The sequence below is a fragment of the Variovorax sp. J22G73 genome, from assembly GCF_030317035.1.
GTDB lineage: Bacteria > Pseudomonadota > Gammaproteobacteria > Burkholderiales > Burkholderiaceae_C > Variovorax.
Genome location: NZ_JASZYK010000011.1, coordinates 81,745 through 103,937, shown reverse-complemented (window position 1 = coordinate 103,937; position 22,193 = coordinate 81,745). Strand labels below are relative to the sequence as shown.

The window sequence follows — 22,193 nt, the reverse complement described above, 5'->3', positions numbered from 1 at the left end:
CGCGGTTCGCATGCAACGTCGGGCACTCTCCACACTTGTGCCCCGGCGCATACCGATGCAAGCTCGCGGTTGTTGCTGACGAATCGACTACCTTGGCCCTTCCGACTTTTCAATGAGCATTGCGCGGTCCGCCTCTTCCCTGCAGCTCGCACGCGAGACGCGTGAGCGTTTCGTGTCGGCCACGGAAGGCGCCATTGCGCCGCTGGCCCGCGCCATCCGCGACCGGCTGACGGCCATCTCGTCCGAGGCCGGCAATGCCCGCGCCATGCAGGAACACCGCGACGACTTTGTCGCGTTCCAGGGCCAGGCCACGCACTGGGTGTCGCTGTCGCAAACCGGCTGGCGCAAGGCGCTGGACGCCACGGCGAGCGCATCGGCCGTGCCCTCGGCGCTGCGGCTGGAGCTGATCGGCGACGAGGTGGTCGAAAGCAACATCCTTTCATCGCGCCTCGCGCAGATGATCCACGACAAGGCCGGCTTCGAGCTCAGCGACCTGCGCCTGCGCATCCAGCACCTCGAGGGCACGAACGAGTTCGATGCCAAGGACGTGCTCAAGCCCGAGACGCTGGCCAAGCTGCTGGTCGAGCAATGGCTGGCCGCCGGCCTGAGCCGCGGGCTGTGGACCCGGGTGCAGGACACCGTGCAGCAGGGGCTGGTCGAGGTGGTGGTCAAGGCCTACCAGAATGCCAACGCCTTCCTGATCGCCAACGGCGTGATGGAAGAGATCGATCTCAAGAGCTTCGTGCGCCGCACCGGCAACGCCGGGAGCGGGCCAGCGACCGCGTCAGGCGTGCCGATGGACAGCGGCGGTGGGTCGGCCGTTTCTTCGGCCTCTTCAGTCTCTTCCGCCTCCGCCGGCCCTCGCAGCGCGCAGCGCGCCGGCTTCGGCTTCGAAGGGCAGCCGGGCATGGCGCAATCGGGTGCGGCGCCGGCGACGGCCACCACCGGCGGCTCGCCCTTGATGATCGCGCGGCAGCGTGCGCAGACCGCGCTGCTGAGCCTCAAGCGTTTCGTCGCCGCGCGCATCGGGGGTGACGGCGGCGGTGCCCTGGGCCCCGGCGGCGTTGCGGGTTCGGGCGCGGGACAGTACACCGCGCCGGGCACCGAAGGTCGGGCGACCGGCGGCCATGGCAGCCATGGGGGCGCCGGCGGTGCAGGCCAGGTGAACCAAGGCGCAGGCAACGGCGCACCGCGCGTTTTCTCCAGAACCTTTGCCGGCGCCATCGCCGACGCCGAGGTCGCCTATCGCATGGCCGCCACCCAGTACCTGGACGGCACCGGCGAGCAGGCCACGCTGATGCAGCAGACCGCGGTCGACCTGCGCAAGCGCACTGCCGAACTCAAGAAGCGAGCGCCCACAACGGCCGACAAGGCCACGGTGGAAATCGTGGCGCTGATGTTCCAGGCCATCCTGGCCGAGGAGCGCATTCCGTTCTCCGCCCGCGTGTGGTTCGCGCGCCTGCAGATGCCGGTGCTGCGCGTGGCCATTGCCGAGCCCGAGTTCTTCGGCACCTTGCAGCATCCCGCGCGCATGCTGATCGACCGCATGGGCTCGTGCGTCATGGGCTTCGATGCCGCCGCCATCACGGGCAGCGCGCTCGAGGGCGAGATCCGCCGGGTGGTGCAGGTCATCGAGCAGTACCCCGAGACCGGGCAGCGCGTGTTCAAGCTGGTGTTCGACGAGTTCGTCGCCTTCCTGAACCGCTACCTCACGCAGAGCGACACCACGCAGCGCGTGATGAGCGTGGCGCAGCAGGTCGAGCAGAAGGAAACGATGGCGATCCAGTACACCATCGAGTTGCGCAAGATGCTCAACGACATGCCGGTGCGCGAGGAGATCCGTGAGTTCCTGTTCAAGGTCTGGGCCGAGGTGCTGGCCATTGCCGCGCTGCGCTACGGGGCGCAGGGCGAGCAGACCGTGATGCTCAAGCGCGTGGCCTCCGAGCTGGTGTGGGCCGCGAGCGCCAAGCCCAACCGCACCGACCGCGCCCGCGTGATTCAAGACCTGCCGCAGCTGCTGCAACGCCTGCGCCAGGGCATGGCTCTGCTGGGCATCGTCGACGAGCCGCAGGAAGCACACATCAAGATCATCGGGGCCACGCTGTCCGATGCGTTCATGTCGAAGACCGAGGCCATTCCGCAGGCCAAGATCGAGGCCATGGCCGAACGGCTGACGCACCTGGAAGACTTCGTGAGCGACGTCGACGGCTCCGGCGGCAACGAGTTGCCGCTCGACGCCCACAGCATCGAGCTGCTGCTGGGGGTGGACGCGGCGTCGATCGAGGTCATTCCCGACGCCGCCGGCACCAAGGTGCCCGAGGACATGCTGGCCTGGGCGCACGAGTTGCAGGTGGGCAACTGGTTCATGCTGGACCACAACGACCGCGTGAGCCAGGTGCAGTTCGTCTGGCGCAGCGACCGCAAGCAGCTGCACCTGTTCGCTTCGGCGGACGGCCGCAGCTTCCTTATTCAAGCCGGCCGGCTGGCGACCTACCTGCAGGCAGGCCTGCTGGTGCCGGCAGAGGAAGAAACGCTCACGGTGCGCGCCACGCGCGAGGCGCTGGCGAAGCTGGATGCGAACCCCGAGCGCTTGCTGAACTAGCAGCCTGGCGACAGGTTCGCCAGCTCACGGGGTCGGTGGAGTCAGTGGGCGATGCGGCCTTCGCGGCTCTCGCAGAGTTCGTCGAGCACCAGCGCATCGGGCTCGATGCCGGTGCTCCAGTGCACCATCAGCACGATGATCTTCAGCTCGTCGATGGCAACCGGGTCGCCCGGTGCAGCCATGGCGCGCTCGATGACGATCTCGCGCAGCCCGCACGACAGCACGTTCGACGACTCCAGAAAGCGGATGAAGCCCAGGCACTCCGCGCCCAGGTGCTCCTGCTCTGCCTGCGAGTAAACGCGCATGGCGTTGTCGGATTGCGGCAGTGCCGGCTCGGGTGCGCCGCGCAAGGTGACGGTGGCGCTGGCCTCGTCGTTGGCGCTGCGTTCGATCTGCATGCCTTGCGTTGCAAGGCTCAGGCCGTCGAGCCAGTGAAGGGCTTCGCGGATCTCTTCTGCCTCGAAGCCGTGCGCGCTGAGCTTGCGGCCCAGTTGCTGGGGTTCGGGGCAGGCATCGCCGCGCCAATAGTTTTCGTAGACAAAAACGAGCACTTCGAACATGGCCTCAATATAGCCCAGGAAGTGGTCGCTCGCCCCTTGCGTTTGTGCCCTTCATGCGACGTTCGGCCGGCATGTTTGCCCGCGATGCGGCGGGCTCAGGCGTTCAGGCCGTGGCCGTGCGCTGGAAGAGCCCGCCGGGCAGCCGCGCGATCTGGCCGTCGAGTTCGAGCTCGAGCATCTTTGCCTGCAGCGCCGCGGCGCTCCAGCCGGTGCGCGCGCTCAGTGCGTCGAGGCTCACGGGGTCGAAGCCGAGGGCATCGAGCAGCGGGTCTTCGGACGTGTCTTCGGCCTGCGTGTTGCCATTGCCAGCGGTGGCACCGGGCGCGGCCCTGGCTTGCAGCGGCGGCAGTTCCTCGAGGATGTCGTTCACCGATTCCACCAGCTTCGCGCCCTGGCGGATCAGCGCATGGCAGCCGCGCGATTGCGGCGAGTGGATGGAGCCGGGAATCGCGAACACTTCCTTGCCCTGCTCGGACGTCAGCCGCGCGGTGATGAGCGAGCCCGACTGCAGCGCCGCCTCGACCACCAGCGTGCCGCGCGCGAGCCCGGCAATCAGCCGGTTGCGCTTCGGAAAATTCTGCGTGAGCGGTGGCGTGCCCAGCGGCAGCTCGCTCACGATGAGTCCCTGCAGCGTGATGCGGTGCGCCAGGTCGCGGTGCCGCGCGGGGTACACGCGGTCGAGCCCGGTGCCCACCACGGCCACCGTGGCCAGCCGCGGCGTGTCGCCGGCCGCGTCCAGCGCGCCCTGGTGCGCGGCGCCGTCGACGCCCAGCGCCAGGCCCGACACCACAGGCAGGCCGACTTCACCCAGCGCGCGCGCGAAGCTGCGCGCATTGGTGGCGCCCTGCGGCGTGGGGTTGCGGCTGCCCACCACGGCGATGCTGTGGCCGAGCTGTGTCAGGTCGTAGTCGGCGGCGCCCAGCACATAGAGCATGAGCGGCGGGTCGGTCATTTCGAGCAGCGAGGCCGGGTAGCCGGCATCGCCGAGCGTCACCACGCGGCGCACCACGCCGTTGTCGCCCGCGTGCAGCCATTGCCAGGTCAGGTCGACCTGCGCCTGCAGGTTGACGGGTATTTGCTGCAATGCCGTGGCCTGCGCCTGCGAGACGACCTCGCGCAGCGCCGCATCGGGCTGCGTGAAGATGCGCTCGGGCAAGCCGAAGGCGGCGAGCAACCGGCGAGCGGCGCCGTCGCCGATGCCCGGCGTCAGTGAAAGCCGCAGCCAGCCTGCGAGTTCTGCGCGTTCCAAACGAGTGTTCGAGAAAGCCGGGGTCGCAGGTCAGGGATTGACGAGGAAGTCGCCGGCGCGCGGAGTGTCGTTGATTTCCAGCACCAGCGCGTAGGACACTTTCTCGAAAGTGCGGAACACCATCAGCAGGCCGATGCGTTCGTTGGGCAGCTTGATGGTTTCCTTGCGGGCGCCGGTGCGGTCGAGCAGGGTCTCGCCGTTCTTCATGATGGCCAGCACGTGGCCGTTGTCGATGCCGTCGCGCGTGCCCTTGTTGATGGCCACCACCTGGTTCTGCGCCGCGAACTGCACCGCGTTGCCGTAGACCGAGATGATGCGGCCCTCGACCTGCGTCGAGGGTGCGCGCGGCACGTAGCTCAGCAGCTGGCGCGGCGGTTCGGGCAGCAGGCGGTCGCCGGCGCGCATTTCCTCGCGCGAGGCGATGATGTCGATGCTGGCCGGCACCACGGTGATGACGTCCTTGTCTTCCACCGTTTCGATGGTGGTCGTCTCGCCGCGCTGCAGCCGCGCCTTGCCCAGGTACTGGGCCTCGTAGCCGAGGATTTCGCCCGTGCCCGGGTCTTTCAGCGGCGTGGCGTTGCGGAAGATGCGGAAGTTCTGCACCGGCCCGGCGGCTTCCACCAGCGGCGAATCGGCATTGCCGCGCGCATAGGCGCGGTCGCCGCGCGACAGCAGCACGCGGCTGTCGTTGCCCGCGACGATGCGCGGCGCGGCGTCCAGCGCGTTGGCGTCGACCACGATGGGTTCGCTCAGGAAGGGCTCGATGATGCTCGGGTTGAGCGTGGGCAATGCCATGCCGGCCAGCGAGTCGAATCGGGTGCGGGGTGACAGCTTGATGGTTCCGCCATCGCCGCCGAAGCCACCGCGGCGGGTGGTCAGGCGTGCGCGGCCACCGGTCTTGTCCAGGTAGAGCACCTGGCCCGGGTAGATGCGGTGCGGGTTCGCGATTTCATTGATGTTCATGCCCCACAGTTCCGGCCAGCGCCAGGGGCGCAGCAGGTAGAGGCGCGAAATGGCCCACAGCGTGTCGCCGGGCTTGACGGTGTATTCGTCGGGCGCGTTGGGCGCCAGCTCGCTCAGCGGCACGCCCTGCTGGGCGGTTTGCTGCGCCGTGGCGCGCTGCTGGGGCGTGACGGGGTAGTTTTGAGCCCAGGCCGTCGTGGCGCCGCAGCCGCAGATCACCGCGAGGGCTGTCAGCGTGGCTGGAAGGGAAAGGCGCTGGCGGTCGGTGAGTCTGAGCTTTTTCATGTCTGGATGGTGAGCGCGCGACGTATCGCTGCACATACGAATCTCACAATTTGCTACGAATTCTGCGCTGAAGCCCCAGGGAGGGCAACGTTTTCGGCCCCGGACGGCGCGTCGCGTCGCGGAATTGGCGAAAATAGCCACAACTTCCCCCCGATTTCATGGCCAAACGAATCATTCTGAGTTACCCGGACAAGCGCCTGCACACGGTGGCCAAGCCGGTGCAGGGCGTCGACGCGCGCATCAAGGCCCTGGTGGCCGACATGCTGGAAACCATGTACGACGCCAACGGCATCGGCCTGGCCGCCACGCAGATCGACGTGCACGAGCGCCTCGTCGTCATCGACGTGTCCGAGGAGCGCAACGAGCCGATCGTGCTCATCAACCCCGAGATCACCTGGGCCAGCGACGAGCGCGTGCTGAACGAAGAAGGTTGCCTCTCCGTGCCCGGCATCTACGACGGCGTGATGCGCTCGACCTCGGTCAAGGTGCAGGCGCTCGACGAGAACGGCGAGCAGCGCACCGTCGAGGCCGAAGGCCTCCTGGCGGTGTGCATCCAGCACGAGCTCGACCACCTGCTGGGCAAGGTCTTCGTCGAATACCTCTCGCCCCTGAAGCGCAACCGCATCAAGAGCAAGCTGCTGAAACTGCAGCGCGAAGAACTGCGCGAGCGCGCTTGACCCCCACAGACCCCATGAACTCACGTCGCCTCGGTGCCCTGGCTTTTCTCGCGGCCGCTGCGCTGGGCCTGGCCGGCTGCGCCAACGAGCCCACCCGCGTGCAACCGGGCGCCAGCGCCGCCGACACGCTGCAGCGCCTGGGCGCGCCCACCGGCCGCTACCCGCTCACCGGCGGCGGCGAACGGCTGCAGTACTCGCGCATGCCGGCCGGCTTCGAGGTGACCGACATCGACGTCGACGCCTCCGGCAAGGTCGTCTCGGTGACGCAAGTGCTCAGCGAAGCGCGCTTCGGGCAGGACATCAAGGTCAACCAGTGGCGCCAGAACGACGTGATGGCCTTCTACGGCCGCCCCTATGAAATCAGCCGCGTCAGCTCCTTCGACGGTGCCGTCTGGACCTGGCGCTACAAGTCGGTGAACGAGCGCCGCATGCTGTACATCTACATCGACCCGACCGGCGTGGTCCGGCGTTATCACACGGGAGACGATCTCGAGCTCGATCGGGTCCGCGATTGAGCCCCCTCAGAGTCGTTTTCGCGGGCACGCCCGAGTTCGCGCGCGTCGCGCTGGAGGCCATCGCCGCCGCCGGCCATGAGGTGGTGCTGGTCATGAGCCAGCCCGACCGCCCCGCTGGCCGCGGCATGAAGCTGCAGGCCTCGCCCGTCAAGCAATGCGCCGTCGCCAGCGACTGGCCCGTGGCCCAGCCGCGCAGCCTGCGGCTGGACGGCAAGTACCCCGACGAGGCCTCGGCCGCGCGCGACACCCTGCTGGCCGCCCGGCCCGACGTGATGGTGGTGGCCGCCTACGGGCTGATTCTGCCGCAGTGGGTGCTCGACCTGCCCGTGCACGGCTGCCTGAACATCCACGCGAGCCTGCTGCCGCGCTGGCGCGGCGCCGCGCCCATCCACCGCGCCATCGAGGCCGGCGACGCGCAAACCGGCATCACCATCATGCAGATGGACGCCGGCCTGGACACCGGCGACATGCTGCTGCGCGAGGCGCTGGACATCGGCGACGACAACACCGCCCGCCTGCACGACCGCCTGGCCGAGCTGGGGGGGCGCATGATCGTCGAGGCGCTGGCGCGCATCGGCATGCTGGAGCGCACGCCGCAGCCCGCCGACGGCGTCACCTACGCCAGCAAGGTCGAGAAGCACGAAGCGCTGATCGACTGGGCCCAGCCGGCCGACGCCATCGTGCGGCGCATTCGCGCCTTCGATCCGTTCCCCGGTGCCAACAGCCCGCTGGACGGCGAAACCGTGAAGCTGTGGACCGCGCACACCCACGCTCATGCCGAAGCCGTGTCGATGGAGCCGGCCGCGCCGGGCACCCTCCTGGCCGTCAGCGACGCCGGCGTGACCGTGGCTGCCGCCGCCGGCTCGGCCGTCACCGTCACCGAACTCCAGCGGCCGGGCGGCAAGCGCCTGGCCGTGGCCGATTTCCTGCGCGGCTTCGACCTGAAGCCCGGGCAGGCCTTCGGCTGATGTTCCTCTCGCAAAGCATCCGCGGCCGCCCTGAATTTCGCGTCGGCATTCGCGACATGTCGCCGGTGGCGCTGGGCATCGGCGCCTGGGGCCTCATGACAGGCGTGGCCATGGTCAAGTCGAACATGAGCGTGATCGAGGCGCTGGCCATGACCTTCCTGGTCTACGCGGGCAGCTCGCAGCTCGCGGCCATTCCGCTGCTGTTCGCGGGCGCGCCGGCCTGGGTGATCCTGGCGACGGGCTTCTGCGTCAACCTGCGCTTCGTGGTGTTCAGCCTGCACCTGCGCCCCTACCTCATGCACATGCCGCGCTGGCGCCGCATGATGCACGGCTACCTCACGGCCGACATGAGCTACGCGCTCTTCACCAAGAAGTACCCCAAGCCGCCGCTGACGATTTCCGAGCAGGAAGAGCAGGAGGCCTACCTCACCGGCAACTACTTCGTGACCTGGTGCGCCTGGATGGGCATGAGCGTGCTCGGCATTGCGCTGGCCAACTTCATTCCGCAGAACTGGGGCCTGGGCTTTGCCGGCGTGCTGAGCCTGGTGGCCATCGTGTGCTCGATGGCGACCACCCGCCTGCGCGTGCTGGCCGCGCTCATTGCCGGCGCCACCGCCGTGGCCGCCTACGCGCTGCCGCTGAAGCTCAACATCGTGGTGGCCATCGGCGTGGCCGTGCTGCTGTGCTTCTGGCTCGAGAAGCAGTTCGGCCTCGACCCCACGGCGGAGGACGACAAGTGACCGGCACCGCCAACGCGACCACCGACTGGTGGACCCTGGGCGTGATCGTCGGCCTGGCGTTGGTCACCGTGCTCACGCGCTGCTTCTTCTTCATTCTCGACCGGCCCTGGGGCCTGCCCGAGTGGGCGCACCGCGCGCTGCACTACGCGCCGGCCGCCGCGCTCGCGGGCGTGATCGCGCCCGAGATCGTCATGACGCAGGGCCACCTGATCACCACGCTGCACGACGCGCGCCTGTACGCGGCGGTGGTCGGCGCGGCGTACTTCTACTGGCGGCGCGGCGTGCTGGGCACGATGCTGGCCGGCATGGCCGTCTACCTGCCCTTGCACCTCGGCCTGGGCTGGTAGAGGCACGACGGGCGGGCCTTCGGGTCAGTCCAGCTTCACGCCGGCCGCCGCGATGATCTTTCCCCAGCGGTCGCTCTCCGCGCGGGAGAGCTTGTAGAAGTCTTGCGGCGTTCCCGGCAGCGCCTCGAAGCCGAAGTCCGCGAACAGCTTCACCACCTTCGGCGCCTTCATCGCCTTATGCAACTCGGTGTTCAGCCGCGCGACCGCCTCGGGCGGCATGCCGGCCGGCCCGATCAGGCCGTGGAAGGCGTAGGCGTTGACGTCGCTGAAGCCGGCCTCCACGAAGGTCGGCACCTCGGGCAGGGCGCTGGCGCGCTGCGGCAGCGCAATCGCCAGCACCCGCACCTTGCCCGAGCGGATGATCGGCAGGCCCGAGGCCAGGTCGAGCATCATCACCGGCACCTGCCCGCCCATCACGTCGGTCATGGCTGGCGCGGCGCCCTTGTACGGCACGTGCGTGATCGTGAGGCCCGCCTTCTGCTTGAACAGCTCCATCGCCATGTGGTGCGGCGAGCCGTTGCCGGGCGAGGCATAGCTCACCTTGTCGGGGTTGGCCCTCACGTAGCGAACGAACTCCGCCACGTTCTTCGCGGGAAAGTCGGGGTTCACCACCAGCGCCACCGGAAAGCGGCCGATGGTGCCGATGTAGGTGAAGTCGCTCGCGGGCTTGTACGGCAGCTTGACGAACATGTGCTCGTTGAACAGCAGCGCCGCGTTCTCGGCCTGCATCACCGTGTAGCCGTCGGGCTTGGCCTGCATCATCACGGACACGCCGATGTTGGTCGAGGCACCGGGCCGGTTGTCGATGATGAGCGGCTGCCCGAGCGACGGCTGCATCGCCTCGGCCAGCGTGCGCGCCAGGTTGTCGGTGCCGCCGCCGGCCGAGTAGGGCACGATCCATTTGATCGGCTGGCTCGGGTAGGCCGCCGGCTGCGCCGACGCGAAGGGGGTCGCCAGCGCGAGGGTCGCGGCCAGCAGGGGAATCAATCGCTTCATCGTCTCTTGTCTCCGTTGCTTCGTATGGAAATCTGGAAATGGGTGGGGCTCACTCGCCGCGCAGCACCTGCCACAGCGCGCGGTCGCGCTCGGCGGTCCACACCACCGGGTGCTCGATGCCGCGCAGCTCGTCATAGGCGCGCGACACGTCGAAGGGCAGCACGTGCTGGAACACCGGCCAGCCGCCGAAGCGCGGCGCCATGGCCGCTTCGGCGCGTGCGAAGCAGCCCTTGAGCGTGTCGCCCGCGGCAATGCCCTCTTTCACGCTGGCCAGCAGCGTCGACAGAAACGCCTTGGTCAGGCCGATGGCCTCGGCGCAGGCCGCTTCGCCCTGCAGCACGGCGCCGCGCCCCGGCACCAGCACGCGCGGCGCCAGCGCCAGCACGGCGTCCAGCGTGCCGGCCCAGTCGCCGATGTAGGCGTCGCCCGCGTACACGCCGCAGTGGTTCTCGACCACGTCGCCCGAGAACAGCATGCCGCAGTCGGGCAGCCAGGCCACGGTGTCGCCGCTCGAATGGCCGCGGCCCAGCGCCATCAGGCGCAGCTCGCGTCCGGTGCCCGGCCGCGGGCCCAGCCACAGGCTCATCTCGCCCTGGAAGCTCAGGGTCGGAAAGGTCAGGCCCGGAATTTCTTCCACGCCCGCGAACAGGCGCGGAAAGCGGCCCACTTCCGAGTCGAAGTCGGCCTGGCCGCGCGTGCGGATCCAGTCGAGCGTGCCGTTGCTCGCAACGATCTGCTCGACCTCGTCGAAGGCGCTCGCACCCATCACGCGCACCGCGTGGTAGTGCGTGAGCACGATGGTCCTGATGGGCTTGTCGGTCACGGTGCGAATGGCCGCGAGAAAGTCGCGCGCCATGCGCGGCGTGGGGCGCGTGTCGATCAGCACCACCTGGTCGTCGCCGACGACGAAGCCGCAGTTGGGATCGAAGTCGCTGATGTAGCCGTAGGCGCCGGGCGCGAGCTCGCGCAGTTGCGGCTTCTGCTCGCGGGTGTCGGAGGCGGAGGCGAAGGAGACGGACGGAGCCGAAGAGATGGAAGTGGTCATGGGGCGTGGGTGGTCGTGGGGTCTTCGGCGGCCGCTGCCGCCTGGATGCAGGCCAGCAGTACGCCCTGGTCGGTGCATTGGTTGGCCAGCAGCAAGACAAGGCGGGCGTTGAGGTCGGCGCTTTGCGCTTCGCTGCGGCCTTCGTGCGCGGCGAGCAGGGCGGCGTAGAAGCCGTCGGGGTCGGGGATGCGGGGTTCTGTGTTCATCGCGAGGCGGGTACTGGTTGGGCGAGCGCGGTGCGCACGGCGGAAGCGATGGCTTGCGGCGTGGCGTGTTGCAGCACGGCCGCGCGGTAGGCGTCGGGCCGCACCAGCGCGAAGCTGCCCACGTTGCCGATGCCGAGGTGGCTGGCCAGCGTGTCGTCGGCCCGCAGCGTGGGCAGGCCGCTGTCTCTGCCACCGTCGTTGCCGCCGTCGTTGTTGTTGCAGATGGCCAGCAGGCGCAGCGGCAAGTCGGCCGTGGCCTCGCGCGCCGCGTCGGCCTGCGCGCGCGTCGGCGCGAACCACAGGCCGATGCACTCCGTGCCTTCGGCCAGCAGCTGCATCAGCGTGGTCTGGCGCCCGTCGCCGGCCCAGCGCAGCGGCAGGTTCTGTACCGTGCGGGCACCTTCGGGCAGCAGCGGCGCGGCCGGGTAGGCGTTGGCGACCGACATGCGCCCCGTGTTCACCAGCGCGCGCGCGAACGGATGCCGCGCCGCCAGCGCCACCACCGCGCGGCGCAGCGTGTGCTCGGCGGGCGAACGCGGCGCGAGAAAGCGCGCCGAACGGCTCGTCACCTGCAGGTTTTCCTTCGCCGCGGGCTGCCGCTCGGCGTCGTAGCTGTCGAGCAGCGCGTCGCCGGCGCGGCCCTGCGCGACCAGCGCCAGCTTCCAGCCGAGGTTGGCGGCGTCCTGGATGCCGCTGTTGCCGCCGCGCGCGCCGAAGGGGCTCACCACGTGCGCGGCGTCGCCGATGAAGAACACGTGGCCGTGGCGAAAGCTGTCGAGCAGGTGGTCGCGGTAGCCGTACGGCCCGATCCACACGAACTCGAACTCCACGCCCGGCCCGAGCTGTTCGCGCAGCCGCGCGCCCGCCACCTCGGGCTGGCTGATGTAGGCCGTGTCGCAGTCCTCGGGCATCTGGTAGTCGACGCGCCACACGCCGTCGGCCATCAGGTGCTGCCACACGCCGCGGCCTTCGTTGAAGGGCGCGTCCACCCAGGTCCAGCGCTCGGTGGGCAGCGGCTTCTTGAAGCGCACGTCGCTGATGCACCAGCGGTCGGTGCTGCGCGAGGCATGCGCCTCGATGCCGAGCTGCGTGCGGATGGCGCTGTTGGCGCCCGTGGCGTCGATGAGCCGGTCGGCCTCGAGGGTGTAGCGGCCGGCGGGCGTTTCCACGTCGAGCCGCACGCCGTCGGCCAGCGGCTCCACGCGGGTCACGCGGCTCTTCCAGCGCACGTCGGTCACGCCGAGTTCGAGGATGCGCTCGACCAGGAACCACTCGACGTAGAACTGCTGCAGGTTGATGAACGGCGGCTGCGCCGAGACGCTGTTCGCCTGCAGGTCGAAGTTGTAGACCTCCTGCTCGCCCGAGAAGGTGCGCCCGAACGACCAGGTGATGCCCTTGGCCGCGACGCGCTCGTAGATGCCCAGGCGCTCGAAGATCTCCAGGCTCTTCTGCGCGTAGCAGATGCCGCGCGACGAGGCGCCGCGCACGCCCACGGTGTCGTCCTCGTCGAGCAGCACGGCCGGCACGCCGCGCTGCGCCAGGTCGCAGGCCAGCGTGAGGCCGGCGGGGCCGGCGCCGACGATGACGATCGGGTGGCGAACGACCTTGGCGCTGTCCAGCTCCGGGGGCGGCGTGAAGGGCCAGGACGGCAACTCGTAGGCCGGTGCAAATGCAAAGGTTTCCATGTCTCTGTGATGCTGTTGCTGCTGTAGCGAAAGGCGCTAGAGCGCGTGCGCGAATCCGGCGATGGCGTCGGCCGCCTGCGGCACCAGCCCGGGTTGCCCCGCCAGGTAGTGGTTGCCGCCCACGATGTCGACATTGCGGATGCGCGCGCCGCCGGCGGCCATCCACGCGTCGCGCGTGCTCGGAAAGGTCGACTGGTCGCCCGTGTAGGTCAGCAGCAGCTTGGGCACCGTGGTGCGCGCGAGGTTGGTCGGCCCGTCGGCCTGGGAGCGCGAGGACCACTGCGAGAGAAACGCCGTCAGCGAGGTGGTGCGCCCCATGGCGTTGGCCGAGTAGTTCACCTGCCGTGCGTCGCCCCACACGCTGCCGGGCAGCCGGTCGTTCGCGTCGAGCGAGAGGTCGACGCAGCGCGGGTCGGCGTGCGTGCGGTAGACCACGAAGGCCTGGTCGCGCGGCGCGCCGGGCGTGTTGCGCAACAGCGCGAGGCGCTCGACGGCCCATTGCTCGATGCGGTCCAGTCGCGCCTTCTGCGCCGCGCTGAAGCGCGCCAGAAAGTCGCTGTCGTAGGGCACGCGGTGGCGCGGGTCGTACATGTCGAGCTCGGGGTTCATTGAGAGCGGGTCGTGCTCGTCGGTGACCGAGGGGTCGATCCAGTCGCGCATCAGCCGCGTGCGGCCCAGGTGCGCGGCGCACAGCGCGATGCCGTCCACCGGCGGCAGGTCGCTCGGGTGCAGGTGCGTGGGGTCGCCGTCGGGCAGGTGGGTGGCCGTGAGCTGCTCGGCCTGCGCCTGGTAGAAGGCCGCGAGCGCGGCGCCGCCCGAGTTGCCGACCAGGAACACCTTCTCGTAGCCCGCCGCGCGCAGGTGCTGCACGCCGGCGCCCAGGTCCTGGATGGCGCGCTCCATCAGCAGCACCGTGTCGTTGCCCACGTAGCGCGAGTTCAGGCCCATGCAGCAGATGCCGCGCTCGGCCAGCGGGGCGATCAGGTAGTGGCCCATGAAGTTGCTGGTCGGGTGCATCACGATGGCGGCGACCTTCTTCGGGCCCGGCGGCGCGCGAAACGCCCCGTAGATGCGCGGGCGCAGCATCTGCAGGCCCGACTGGCTCTCCATCGAGGCGCCGGGCTTCACGTCGATGACGGCGAGTTGCAGCTCAGGCATTCGACGCTCCTTTCGAGGCACGCAGTTCGGCCTTGCGCGCTGTCCATGCGTCGAGGTCGGCATGGGCGCGCAGCGCGTGCGCGTCCATCTCGGCCTGCGGCACGGTGGGCGTGGTGAGCTCCACGCGAATGCCGTTGGGGTCGAAGAAGTAGATCGATTCGATGATGTGGTGGTCGGTCACGCCCAGCACTTCGACGCCCGCGCCCTCCAGCCGCGCCTTGGCGGCCAGCAGGTCGGCCACGGAGTCCACCCGCAGCGCGATGTGGTTCACCCACGCGGGCGTGTTGGGCGAGGGCAGCGCGGCGGTGTCGTCGCCCAGGTCGAAGAAGGCGATGTACGCGCCGTCGCGCATCTGGAAAAAGATGTGCACGTAGGGGCAGTACTCGCCCGTGCTGGGCACGTGGTCGCTCTTGATGACGTGGGTGAGCGGCAGGCCCAGCAGGTCTTCGTAGAAATGGCGGGTTTCCTCGCTGTCGCGGCAGCGCCAGGCGAAGTGGTGCAGCCCGCGGACAGGCGGGGGCGGTGGCGCGGTGGCCATGGCGGCCATGGAGGCCTTGGTGGTGGCAGTGGTCGTCGGCATGCGTGTCTCCGTGGAGGCGCGATTGGGCGACGGCGCGTCTTATGATGCAATCGAAATTAATTCATCGATTGATGAAAAATCCATATATATGAACCTGACCCTGCGCCAGCTGCGCGCCTTCGCCGCCGTGGCCGAGACCGGCAGCTTCACCGCCGCGGCGCAGCAGCTGCACCTCACGCAGTCGGCGCTCAGCGTGCTGGTGCGCGAGCTCGAACGCGAGATGGGCGTGCAGCTGCTCGACCGCCACACCCGCAGCGTGCAGCTGTCGGAGGCGGGGCGCGAGTTCTTGCCGTCGGTGCACCGGCTGCTCGGCGACCTGACGAGCGCGGTAGCCGGCGTCACGGATTTGCGTGACAAGAAGAAAGGGGTGTTGCGGCTTGCCGCGCCGCAGCTCATGGCCTGCACGCTGATGCCGCGCGTGATCGCGGCCTATCGCCAAAGCTACCCCGATGTCGATGTGCGCCTGGCCGACACGCTGCCCGAGCACCTGCTGAGCGGCGTGATGGCCGGCGACGTGGAGCTGGCCGTGGGGCAGGACGTGGCGGTCGACGGCGCCATCGAGCGCCGCACGCTGTTTCGCGACCGGCACTGGCTGATCTGCCCGCCGGACCACGCCTTCGCCCGGCGCCGCAAGGTGCGCTGGCACGAGCTGGGGCCCTACACCTTCATTGCGCCCACGCGCGACTTTCGCCAGCGCGTGCTGCCCGAGCTGGCCCCGGCCGAGCGCGACTACATGCTGCGCGCCGGCACGCAGGAGGTGTCGTACATGACCACCGCGCTGGGCATGGTGGCCTCGGGGCTGGGGCTGACGGTGTGCCCGACCTATTCCGCGCCGCTGGTGCGCGCCCACGGGCTGCAGATGGTGCGGCTGGAGTCGCCCGACTTCCACCGCGAGGTGTGCGTCTACAGCGCGGCGCGGCGCACGCTGTCGCCGGCCGCGGCGAGCTTCGTGGAGATACTGGAAGGCTTCGCGAAGGCCCAGCCGACGGGTTGAGCAACCCGCCTGAAAGCACCGGGCGCCCGCAAGGGCCGTATAGAGCGGCGGCAGGGCCAAACCTACAATGCAGGCCGACCGTCTTCCACCTCCTCCAGATCCATGAACGTCATTCGATTCACCGACCTCTGCGCACAGGGCAAAGCCGCCGGCCAGCGCGTTTTCATCCGTGCCGACCTCAACGTGCCGCAAGACGACACCGGCCGCATCACCGAGGACACGCGCATCCGCGCCTCGGTGCCCTGCATCCAGCTGGCGCTGGACGCCGGCGCGGCCGTGATGGTCACCTCGCACCTGGGCCGCCCGACCGAGGGCGAGTTCAAGCCCGAAGACTCGCTGGCGCCGGTCGCCAAGCGCCTGGGCGAACTGCTCGGCCGCGACGTGCCGCTGGTTGCCAACTGGGTCGACGGCGTCGACGTCAAGCCAGGCCAGGTCGTGCTGCTGGAAAACTGCCGCGTCAACAAGGGCGAGAAGAAGAACGACGAGGCGCTGGCCCGCAAGCTCGCCGCGCTCACCGACATCTACGTGAACGACGCCTTCGGCACCGCCCACCGCGCCGAGGCCACCACCTACGGCATCGCGCAGTTCGCCAAGATCGCAGCCGCTGGGCCGCTGCTGGCCGCCGAGATCGACGCCATCACCAAGGCGCTGGCGCAACCCAAGCGCCCGCTGGTGGCCATCGTGGCGGGCTCCAAGGTGAGCACCAAGCTCACCATCCTGGAGAGCCTGTCGGCCAACGTGGACCAGCTGATCGTCGGTGGCGGCATCGCCAACACCTTCATGCTGGCCGCCGGCCTGAAGATCGGCAAGTCGCTGGCCGAGCCCGACCTGGTCGACAAGGCCAAGGCGGTGATCGACGCCATGCGCGCGCGCGGCGCCGACGTGCCCATTCCGGTGGACGTGGTCACGGCCAAGACCTTCGCGGCCGATGCGGCCGCCACCGTCAAGGACGCCAGCGACGTGGCGGACGACGACCTGATCCTGGACATCGGCCCCAAGACCTCCGCCATCCTGGCCGCGCAGCTGCGCGAGGCCGGCACTATCGTCTGGAACGGCCCGGTGGGCGTGTTCGAGTTCGACGCCTTCGCGGGCGGCACCAAGGCCATTGCGCAGGCCATCGCCGAGAGCAGCGCGTTTTCGATTGCCGGCGGCGGCGACACGCTGGCCGCCATCGCCAAGTACGGCATCGAGAAGCAGGTCGGCTACATCTCGACCGGCGGCGGCGCCTTCCTCGAGGTGCTGGAGGGCAAGACCCTGCCGGCCTTCGAAATCCTGTCCAGGCGCGCCGCGGGTTGATCCTGCGCTCGGTGGGTGCGCGATGAAAGCCCTTCTGGGTGACTTCCGTCAGACACACAAAGTGTATACAGTAGCGAATACAAAACGGAGACTACCTTCATGAGCACGGACCGCATCCCCCGCCACGCCACCAAGATCGTTGCCACGCTCGGTCCGGCGTCCAACACGCCCGAACTGCTGGAACAGATGATCCTGGCCAAGGTCAGCGTGGTGCGGCTGAACTTCAGCCACGGCACGGCGCAGGACCACATCGACCGCGCCGCCATGGTGCGCGAAGCCGCCCGCAAGACGGGCCGCGAAGTGGCCATCATGGCCGACCTGCAGGGCCCGAAGATCCGCGTGGGCAAGTTCGCGCAGGGCAAGATCTGGCTGGAACCCGGCGCCAAGTTCGTGCTCGACGCCTCGCGCACCGAGCCCGGCGACATCGACGCCGTGGGCCTGGACTACAAGGACCTGCCGCGCGACGTGAAGCCCGGCGACAAGCTGCTGCTGAACGACGGCCTCATCGTGCTCACGGTCGACGCCGTGAAGGGCGAGGCTGTGCACACCACCGTCAAGCTGGGTGGCGAGCTGTCGAACAACAAGGGCATCAACAAGCAGGGCGGCGGCCTCACCGCGCCCGCGTTGACCGCCAAGGACATGGAAGACATCAAGACCGCGATGAGCTTCCAGGCCGACTACGTGGCCGTGAGCTTTCCCAAGAACGCCACCGACATGGAAATGGCGCGCCAGCTGTGCAACGTGGCCGCGGCCGAGTTCGGCCACAAGCCCGGCATGATCGCCAAGATCGAGCGCGCCGAAGCCATTCCCAAGCTGGAAGAAATCCTGCGCGCCAGCGACGGCATCATGGTCGCGCGCGGCGACCTGGCCGTCGAGGTCGGCAATGCGGCGGTGCCCGCGCTGCAGAAGAAGATGATCCGCATGGCGCGCGACATGGACAAGGTGGTCATCACCGCGACCCAGATGATGGAGTCGATGATCACCAACCCCGTGCCCACCCGCGCCGAGGTGAGCGACGTGGCCAACGCCGTGCTCGACGGCACCGACGCCGTGATGCTCTCGGCCGAGACCGCCTCGGGGCGCTACCCGCTGGAAACGGTGCAGGAGATGAGCCGCATCTGCGAAGCCGCCGAAATCGCCGAGGACAAGACCCTGGACGCCGACTTCAGCGGCAAGACCTACAGCCGCATCGACCAGTCGATTGCCATGGGCGCGCTGTTCACGGCGCACCACCTGGGCGCCAAGGCCATCGTGGCGCTGACCGAGTCGGGCTCCACCATGCTGTGGATGAGCCGCCACCGCGCGCACATTCCCATGTACGCGCTGACCTCGCGGCTGGCCACGCAGCGCAAGCTGGCGCTGTACCGCAACGTGCGCCCGCTGCTGATGGACTCGCAGACCGACCGCGACACCGCGCTCGAGCAGGCCGAGGCCCACCTGAAGAAGCGCGGCATCGTGCAGAGCGGCGACGTGTACGCCATCACCTGCGGCGAGCCCATGGGCGCCCCGGGCGGCACCAACATGCTGAAGATCTGCAGGGCGAGCTGAGCCTGCTCAGCCGTTCCTGAACAGGAAGCTGTAGGCGTTCAGGGCGGGCACCCCGCCCAGGTGCGCGTACAGCACCTTCGAGCCGGCCGGGAATTCCCCGAGCCGCACCTTCTCGATCATTCCGTGCATCGACTTGCCCTCGTACACCGGGTCGGTCAGCATGCCCTCCAGGCGCGCGCACAGGCGAATCGCCTCCAGCGTGCCTTCGTTCGGCAGCCCGTATTCGGGCCCGCCGAAGCGGCGGTCGAGCACCACGTCCTGGTCGGTGATGTCGCGGCCCAGCTCCACCAGCTCGGCCGTGCCCCTGGCGATGCGCACGATCTGCTCGAAGGTCTGCTGCGGCTTGGCCGAGGCGTCGATGCCGATCACGCGGTCGGCCCGGCCGTCGGCCGCGAAGCCCACCACCATGCCGGCCTGCGTGCTGCCCGTGACCGAGCACGTCACGATGTAGTCGAACTTGAAGCCCAGCTCGGCCTCCTGCTGGCGTACCTCTTCCGCAAAACCCACGAAGCCCAGCCCGCCGCGCGGATGCTCCGAGCAGCCCGCCGGAATCGGGAACGGCTTGCCGCCGGCCTTGCGCACGTCGTTCATGGCCTCTTCCCAGCTCTTGCGGATGCCGATGTCGAATCCCGCGGCGTCCAGCCGCACGTCGGCGCCCAGGATGCGCGACATCTCGATGTTGCCGACCCGGTCGTACAGCGCGTCGGAGTAGTTGACCCAGTTCTCCTGCACCAGCACGCACTTCAGCCCGAGGTGCGCGGCCACCGCCGCCACCTGGCGCGTCTGGTTCGACTGGATGCCGCCGATGGACACCAGCGTGTCGTAGCCGCCTTCGAGCGCCTCGGGAATCAGGTACTCCAGCTTGCGCGTCTTGTTGCCGCCGAAGGCCAGGCCGCTGTTGCAGTCCTCGCGCTTGGCGTACAGCTGGACCTCGCCGCCGAGGTGGGCGCTCAGCCGCTTCAGCGGATGGATCGGCGTGGGACCGAAGGTCAGGGCGTGGCGGGGAAACTTCTTCAGGTTCATGGTGCGGCTCCAAGGAGGTTGAAGCCTTGAATCGTAGAAAGAAGGGCTCGCAACGTGCTTGCGAAGTTCGCTGGCTTCCCGGCGGAAAAGCGGGCACGATGAAAGAAGCAGAAACTTTCAAGCCGAAAGAAGCGCCATGGGCACAACAAAATTGCGTTCTCCCCCGGAGCTCGACCGCACCGACCGGGCCATCCTGCGCGCGCTGCAGCGCGACGCGTCGCTGTCGAACGTGGCGCTGGCCGCCAAGGTCAACCTCAGTGCCGCCGCCTGCCTGCGGCGGGTGGAGCGGCTGAAGGAGGCCGGGCTCATCAAGGGCATCGTCGCGCTGCTGGACCCCGACGCGCTCGACCTGGGCATGCTCGTGATGATCGGCGTGGTGCTCGACCGCTCCACGCCCGACTCCTTCGCCGACTTCGAAAAGGCCGCGCAGAAGGTCTCGGGCTGCCTCGAATGCCACGTCGTTACGGGCGAGTTCGACTACTTCATGCTCGTGCGCACGCGCGACAACGACAGCTTCAACCGCCTGCACGCCGAGCAGCTGCTGTACCTGCCGGGCGTGCGGCAGATCCGCACCTTCGTCGTCCTGAAGCAGGTGCTGTCGACCACGCAGCTTCCTATCTGACGAAACCGGTGCGCGCCGGCGTGCGTACTGGTTCGATGAGCTTTCCCACCTTCGCCACCGCTTTCCACTCCCTTCGCCGCCGCCGCAGCGCCCTTTTCACCGCTTTCACCGTCACCGCCGCCGCCGTGCTCTCGGCCTGCTCGCCGATCAAGGTGCTCAACGGCCTGGTGCCCGACGACACCTACCAGTTCCAGGGCGGCATCGCATACGGCGCCGCGCCGCGCCAGGTGCTCGACGTGTACCAGCCGCTGCCTTCCACCGCGCCGGCCAAGGGGGCTCGGCCGCTGGTGGTGTTCTTCTTCGGCGGCACCTGGACCCATGGCGACCGCGCCAGCTACAAGTTCGTCGGCGAGGCGCTGGCCGCGCGCGGCGCCGTGGTGGTGGTGCCCGACTACGGCCTGTCGCCCGCCTTCACCTACCCGGTGTTCGTGCGCGACAGCGCGCTGGCCGTCAAGTGGGCGCTCGACAACGCGGCGCAACTCGGCGCCGACCCGAAGCAGGTCTACGTGATGGGCCACAGCTCGGGCGGCTACAACGCCGCGATGGTGGCGCTGGACGATCGATGGCTCGGCGAGGTGGGCGCCAGCCCGCGCCAGCTCGCGGGCTGGATCGGCCTGGCCGGCCCCTACGACTTCCTGCCCATCGGCGACCCGCAGGCCCAGGCCGCCTTCAATTGGCCGAACACGCCGCGCGACTCGCAGCCGCTGGCGCACGTCACCCCGGCCTCGCCGCGCGCGCTGCTCATGGCGGCCTCGAAGGACAACCTCGTCTACCCCGACCGCAACACCGGCCAGATGGCCGCCGCGCTGCGTGCCGCAGGGGTGCCGGTGGAGGTGAAGCTCTTCGACAACCTGAGCCATGTGACGTTGATCGGCGCCTTCGGCAAGCCCATCCAGTGGCTGGGCGGGCCGGTGCTGCCGCCCGTCCTGGGTTTCCTCGGGTTGGCGTCGGTGTCGTCCCACAATTAGGGTGAGGGGTCGCTCGGTAGAATTGCGGCAGTTTTTCTCGTCTTTCCGCCTTCTTTTTTCCCCTTTTTTCTCTAATTCCCGCGAGGTATTTCTCCATGGCACTCGTCTCGATGCGCGAACTGCTCGACCATGCCGCAGCCAATGGCTACGGCATTCCGGCCTTCAACGTCAACAACCTCGAACAGGTCCAGGCCGTCATGGAGGCCGCCAAGGAAACCGGCGCCCCCGTCATCCTGCAAGCCAGCGCCGGTGCCCGCAAGTACGCCGGTGAAGCCTTCATCAAGCACCTGATCCAGGCGGCCATCGAGCAGTACCCGAACATTCCGCTGGTCATGCACCAGGACCACGGCCAGAACCCCGACGTCTGCAAGGGCGCCATCGACCTGGGCTTCAGCTCGGTCATGATGGACGGCTCGCTCGAGGCCGACGGCAAGACCATCGCCAGCTACGAATACAACGTGGACGTCACCAAGAAGGTGTCGGACATGGCCCACCGCCTGGGCGTGACCGTCGAAGGCGAGCTCGGCTGCCTGGGTTCGCTCGAAACCATGAAGGGCGACAAGGAAGACGGCCACGGCACCGACGACACCATGACGCGCGAGCAGCTGCTGACCGACCCCGAGCAGGCCGCCGACTTCGTCAAGCGCACGCAGATCGACGCGCTGGCCATCGCCATCGGCACCAGCCACGGCGCGTACAAGTTCACGCGCGAGCCCACCGGCGACATCCTGGCCATCGACCGCATCAAGGAAATCCACCGCCGCATTCCCAACACCCACCTGGTGATGCACGGCTCGTCGAGCGTGCCGCAGGAGCTGCTGGCCATCATTCGCCAGTACGGCGGCGATATGAAGGAAACCTACGGCGTGCCCGTGAAGGAAATCCAGGAAGCCATCAAGCACGGCGTGCGCAAGATCAACATCGACACCGACATCCGCCTGGCCATGACCGGCGCGGTGCGCAAGTTCCTGGCCGAGCACCCCGAGAAGTTCGACGCCCGCGAGTGGCTCAAGCCGGCGCGCGAAGCCGCCAAGCTGATCTGCAAGCAGCGCTACATCGAGTTCGGCTGCGAAGGCCAGGGCGCGAAGATCAAGGGCGACACGCTGCAGGTGGTGGCCGCCAGGTACGCCGCCGGCGAGCTCGCGCAAGCCGTGGTCTGAGAACCC

At 68.8% G+C, this 22,193-nt stretch carries 22 protein-coding genes; 12 read left to right on the top strand and 10 right to left on the bottom strand.

All coding sequences use genetic code 11. The annotated features are described in order from the left end of the window. Window positions 1-112: 112 nt before the first annotated feature. The gene (locus tag QTI51_RS30030) at window positions 113-2,602 is read left to right on the top strand and encodes a DUF1631 family protein (RefSeq protein WP_116910346.1); all 2,490 of its coding nucleotides are present in this window, start codon (window positions 113-115) and stop codon (window positions 2,600-2,602) included. A gap of 41 nt (window positions 2,603-2,643) precedes the next feature. Here QTI51_RS30030 and QTI51_RS30025 read toward each other — a convergent pair whose 3' ends face one another. From QTI51_RS30025 to QTI51_RS30015, 3 genes are all read right to left on the bottom strand, one after another. Next, entirely contained in the window at window positions 2,644-3,162 is a 519-nt protein-coding gene (locus QTI51_RS30025; RefSeq protein WP_116910345.1) for a Smg family protein, read from the bottom strand. A gap of 103 nt (window positions 3,163-3,265) precedes the next feature. Continuing rightward, the gene (dprA, locus tag QTI51_RS30020; protein WP_116910344.1) at window positions 3,266-4,411 is read right to left on the bottom strand and encodes a DNA-processing protein DprA; all 1,146 of its coding nucleotides are present in this window, start codon (window positions 4,409-4,411) and stop codon (window positions 3,266-3,268) included. A gap of 30 nt (window positions 4,412-4,441) precedes the next feature. Next, entirely contained in the window at window positions 4,442-5,659 is a 1,218-nt protein-coding gene (locus tag QTI51_RS30015) for a LysM peptidoglycan-binding domain-containing protein (RefSeq protein ID WP_116910343.1), read from the bottom strand. 158 nt (window positions 5,660-5,817) lie between these two features. Between QTI51_RS30015 and def the strand changes: the two genes are divergently transcribed. Genes def through QTI51_RS29990 form a run of 5 tightly spaced genes read left to right on the top strand, consistent with a single transcriptional unit; the run spans window position 5,818 to window position 8,906 of the window. Next, window positions 5,818-6,336 carry a peptide deformylase gene (def, locus tag QTI51_RS30010; protein WP_116910342.1) on the top strand — a complete coding sequence of 173 codons (519 nt, stop codon included), beginning with the start codon at window positions 5,818-5,820 and terminating at the stop codon, window positions 6,334-6,336. 14 nt (window positions 6,337-6,350) lie between these two features. After that, on the top strand, window positions 6,351-6,851 hold the full coding sequence (locus tag QTI51_RS30005) for a hypothetical protein (RefSeq protein ID WP_116910341.1): 501 nt from the start codon (window positions 6,351-6,353) through the stop codon (window positions 6,849-6,851). Continuing rightward, window positions 6,848-7,819 (top strand): methionyl-tRNA formyltransferase, encoded by a 972-nt coding sequence (gene fmt, locus QTI51_RS30000; RefSeq protein ID WP_116910340.1) that lies wholly within the window; start codon window positions 6,848-6,850, stop codon window positions 7,817-7,819. The genes QTI51_RS30005 and fmt overlap by 4 nt, the downstream gene beginning before the upstream one ends. Then, window positions 7,819-8,559, top strand: a complete 741-nt coding sequence (locus tag QTI51_RS29995; protein WP_116910339.1) for an AzlC family ABC transporter permease — start codon at window positions 7,819-7,821, stop codon at window positions 8,557-8,559. The genes fmt and QTI51_RS29995 overlap by 1 nt, the downstream gene beginning before the upstream one ends. After that, window positions 8,556-8,906 carry an AzlD domain-containing protein gene (locus QTI51_RS29990; RefSeq protein ID WP_116910338.1) on the top strand — a complete coding sequence of 117 codons (351 nt, stop codon included), beginning with the start codon at window positions 8,556-8,558 and terminating at the stop codon, window positions 8,904-8,906. Before QTI51_RS29995 ends, QTI51_RS29990 begins: the two co-directional genes overlap by 4 nt. 24 nt (window positions 8,907-8,930) lie before the next feature. Here the strand turns inward: QTI51_RS29990 and QTI51_RS29985 are convergent, their stop codons facing one another. Genes QTI51_RS29985 through QTI51_RS29960 form a run of 6 tightly spaced genes read right to left on the bottom strand, consistent with a single transcriptional unit; the run spans window position 8,931 to window position 14,534 of the window. Beyond that, the gene (locus QTI51_RS29985) at window positions 8,931-9,902 is read right to left on the bottom strand and encodes a Bug family tripartite tricarboxylate transporter substrate binding protein (protein ID WP_116910337.1); all 972 of its coding nucleotides are present in this window, start codon (window positions 9,900-9,902) and stop codon (window positions 8,931-8,933) included. A gap of 49 nt (window positions 9,903-9,951) precedes the next feature. Further along, window positions 9,952-10,947 (bottom strand): MBL fold metallo-hydrolase, encoded by a 996-nt coding sequence (locus QTI51_RS29980; RefSeq protein ID WP_116910336.1) that lies wholly within the window; start codon window positions 10,945-10,947, stop codon window positions 9,952-9,954. Further along, window positions 10,944-11,153, bottom strand: coding sequence for a DUF2783 domain-containing protein (locus QTI51_RS29975; protein WP_116910335.1), 210 nt, complete (start codon window positions 11,151-11,153; stop codon window positions 10,944-10,946). The genes QTI51_RS29980 and QTI51_RS29975 overlap by 4 nt, the downstream gene beginning before the upstream one ends. Next, on the bottom strand, window positions 11,150-12,838 hold the full coding sequence (locus QTI51_RS29970; protein ID WP_286517104.1) for an FAD-dependent monooxygenase: 1,689 nt from the start codon (window positions 12,836-12,838) through the stop codon (window positions 11,150-11,152). The genes QTI51_RS29975 and QTI51_RS29970 overlap by 4 nt, the downstream gene beginning before the upstream one ends. A 36-nt stretch (window positions 12,839-12,874) precedes the next feature. Beyond that, a complete protein-coding gene (locus QTI51_RS29965; RefSeq protein ID WP_116910333.1) occupies window positions 12,875-13,996 on the bottom strand; it encodes an alpha/beta hydrolase family protein in 1,122 nt (373 codons plus the stop codon). Beyond that, complete coding sequence (locus tag QTI51_RS29960) at window positions 13,989-14,534, bottom strand: VOC family protein (protein ID WP_116910501.1); 546 nt, start codon at window positions 14,532-14,534, stop codon at window positions 13,989-13,991. Before QTI51_RS29960 ends, QTI51_RS29965 begins: the two co-directional genes overlap by 8 nt. A 130-nt stretch (window positions 14,535-14,664) precedes the next feature. Between QTI51_RS29960 and QTI51_RS29955 the strand changes: the two genes are divergently transcribed. The 3 genes from QTI51_RS29955 to pyk all read left to right on the top strand — a co-directional run bounded on the left by QTI51_RS29955 (window position 14,665) and on the right by pyk (window position 18,414). Then, window positions 14,665-15,570 carry a LysR family transcriptional regulator gene (locus tag QTI51_RS29955; protein WP_116910332.1) on the top strand — a complete coding sequence of 302 codons (906 nt, stop codon included), beginning with the start codon at window positions 14,665-14,667 and terminating at the stop codon, window positions 15,568-15,570. Between the two features lie 102 nt (window positions 15,571-15,672). Then, a complete protein-coding gene (locus QTI51_RS29950; protein WP_116910331.1) occupies window positions 15,673-16,866 on the top strand; it encodes a phosphoglycerate kinase in 1,194 nt (397 codons plus the stop codon). A 99-nt stretch (window positions 16,867-16,965) separates the two neighbouring features. Next, on the top strand, window positions 16,966-18,414 hold the full coding sequence (pyk, locus tag QTI51_RS29945; RefSeq protein WP_116910330.1) for a pyruvate kinase: 1,449 nt from the start codon (window positions 16,966-16,968) through the stop codon (window positions 18,412-18,414). A gap of 6 nt (window positions 18,415-18,420) precedes the next feature. Here the strand turns inward: pyk and QTI51_RS29940 are convergent, their stop codons facing one another. After that, on the bottom strand, window positions 18,421-19,437 hold the full coding sequence (locus tag QTI51_RS29940; protein ID WP_116910329.1) for a 1-aminocyclopropane-1-carboxylate deaminase: 1,017 nt from the start codon (window positions 19,435-19,437) through the stop codon (window positions 18,421-18,423). A gap of 136 nt (window positions 19,438-19,573) precedes the next feature. On the opposite strand from QTI51_RS29940, the gene QTI51_RS29935 reads away from it, so the two are divergent. The 3 genes from QTI51_RS29935 to fba all read left to right on the top strand — a co-directional run bounded on the left by QTI51_RS29935 (window position 19,574) and on the right by fba (window position 22,187). Beyond that, on the top strand, window positions 19,574-20,059 hold the full coding sequence (locus QTI51_RS29935) for an Lrp/AsnC family transcriptional regulator (protein ID WP_093215558.1): 486 nt from the start codon (window positions 19,574-19,576) through the stop codon (window positions 20,057-20,059). Between the two features lie 35 nt (window positions 20,060-20,094). Then, window positions 20,095-21,027 carry an alpha/beta hydrolase gene (locus tag QTI51_RS29930; RefSeq protein WP_116910328.1) on the top strand — a complete coding sequence of 311 codons (933 nt, stop codon included), beginning with the start codon at window positions 20,095-20,097 and terminating at the stop codon, window positions 21,025-21,027. A gap of 95 nt (window positions 21,028-21,122) precedes the next feature. Further along, window positions 21,123-22,187 carry a class II fructose-bisphosphate aldolase gene (fba, locus tag QTI51_RS29925; RefSeq protein ID WP_116910327.1) on the top strand — a complete coding sequence of 355 codons (1,065 nt, stop codon included), beginning with the start codon at window positions 21,123-21,125 and terminating at the stop codon, window positions 22,185-22,187. The last annotated feature ends 6 nt before the right edge of the window (window positions 22,188-22,193 follow it).

Coding starts and splice junctions, on each gene's coding strand:
- QTI51_RS29975 (WP_116910335.1), bottom strand. CDS start 11,153: ATGAACACAGAACCCCGCATCCCCGACCCCGACGGCTTCTACGCCGCC.
- QTI51_RS29955 (WP_116910332.1), top strand. CDS start 14,665: ATGAACCTGACCCTGCGCCAGCTGCGCGCCTTCGCCGCCGTGGCCGAG.
- pyk (WP_116910330.1), top strand. CDS start 16,966: ATGAGCACGGACCGCATCCCCCGCCACGCCACCAAGATCGTTGCCACG.
- QTI51_RS30030 (WP_116910346.1), top strand. CDS start 113: ATGAGCATTGCGCGGTCCGCCTCTTCCCTGCAGCTCGCACGCGAGACG.
- def (WP_116910342.1), top strand. CDS start 5,818: ATGGCCAAACGAATCATTCTGAGTTACCCGGACAAGCGCCTGCACACG.
- QTI51_RS29995 (WP_116910339.1), top strand. CDS start 7,819: ATGTTCCTCTCGCAAAGCATCCGCGGCCGCCCTGAATTTCGCGTCGGC.
- fba (WP_116910327.1), top strand. CDS start 21,123: ATGGCACTCGTCTCGATGCGCGAACTGCTCGACCATGCCGCAGCCAAT.
- QTI51_RS29930 (WP_116910328.1), top strand. CDS start 20,095: ATGAGCTTTCCCACCTTCGCCACCGCTTTCCACTCCCTTCGCCGCCGC.
- QTI51_RS30025 (WP_116910345.1), bottom strand. CDS start 3,162: ATGTTCGAAGTGCTCGTTTTTGTCTACGAAAACTATTGGCGCGGCGAT.
- QTI51_RS29950 (WP_116910331.1), top strand. CDS start 15,673: ATGAACGTCATTCGATTCACCGACCTCTGCGCACAGGGCAAAGCCGCC.
- QTI51_RS29960 (WP_116910501.1), bottom strand. CDS start 14,534: ATGGCCACCGCGCCACCGCCCCCGCCTGTCCGCGGGCTGCACCACTTC.
- QTI51_RS29965 (WP_116910333.1), bottom strand. CDS start 13,996: ATGCCTGAGCTGCAACTCGCCGTCATCGACGTGAAGCCCGGCGCCTCG.
- QTI51_RS30005 (WP_116910341.1), top strand. CDS start 6,351: ATGAACTCACGTCGCCTCGGTGCCCTGGCTTTTCTCGCGGCCGCTGCG.
- QTI51_RS29985 (WP_116910337.1), bottom strand. CDS start 9,902: ATGAAGCGATTGATTCCCCTGCTGGCCGCGACCCTCGCGCTGGCGACC.
- QTI51_RS29980 (WP_116910336.1), bottom strand. CDS start 10,947: ATGACCACTTCCATCTCTTCGGCTCCGTCCGTCTCCTTCGCCTCCGCC.
- QTI51_RS29935 (WP_093215558.1), top strand. CDS start 19,574: ATGGGCACAACAAAATTGCGTTCTCCCCCGGAGCTCGACCGCACCGAC.
- QTI51_RS29970 (WP_286517104.1), bottom strand. CDS start 12,838: ATGGAAACCTTTGCATTTGCACCGGCCTACGAGTTGCCGTCCTGGCCC.
- QTI51_RS29940 (WP_116910329.1), bottom strand. CDS start 19,437: ATGAACCTGAAGAAGTTTCCCCGCCACGCCCTGACCTTCGGTCCCACG.
- QTI51_RS30015 (WP_116910343.1), bottom strand. CDS start 5,659: ATGAAAAAGCTCAGACTCACCGACCGCCAGCGCCTTTCCCTTCCAGCC.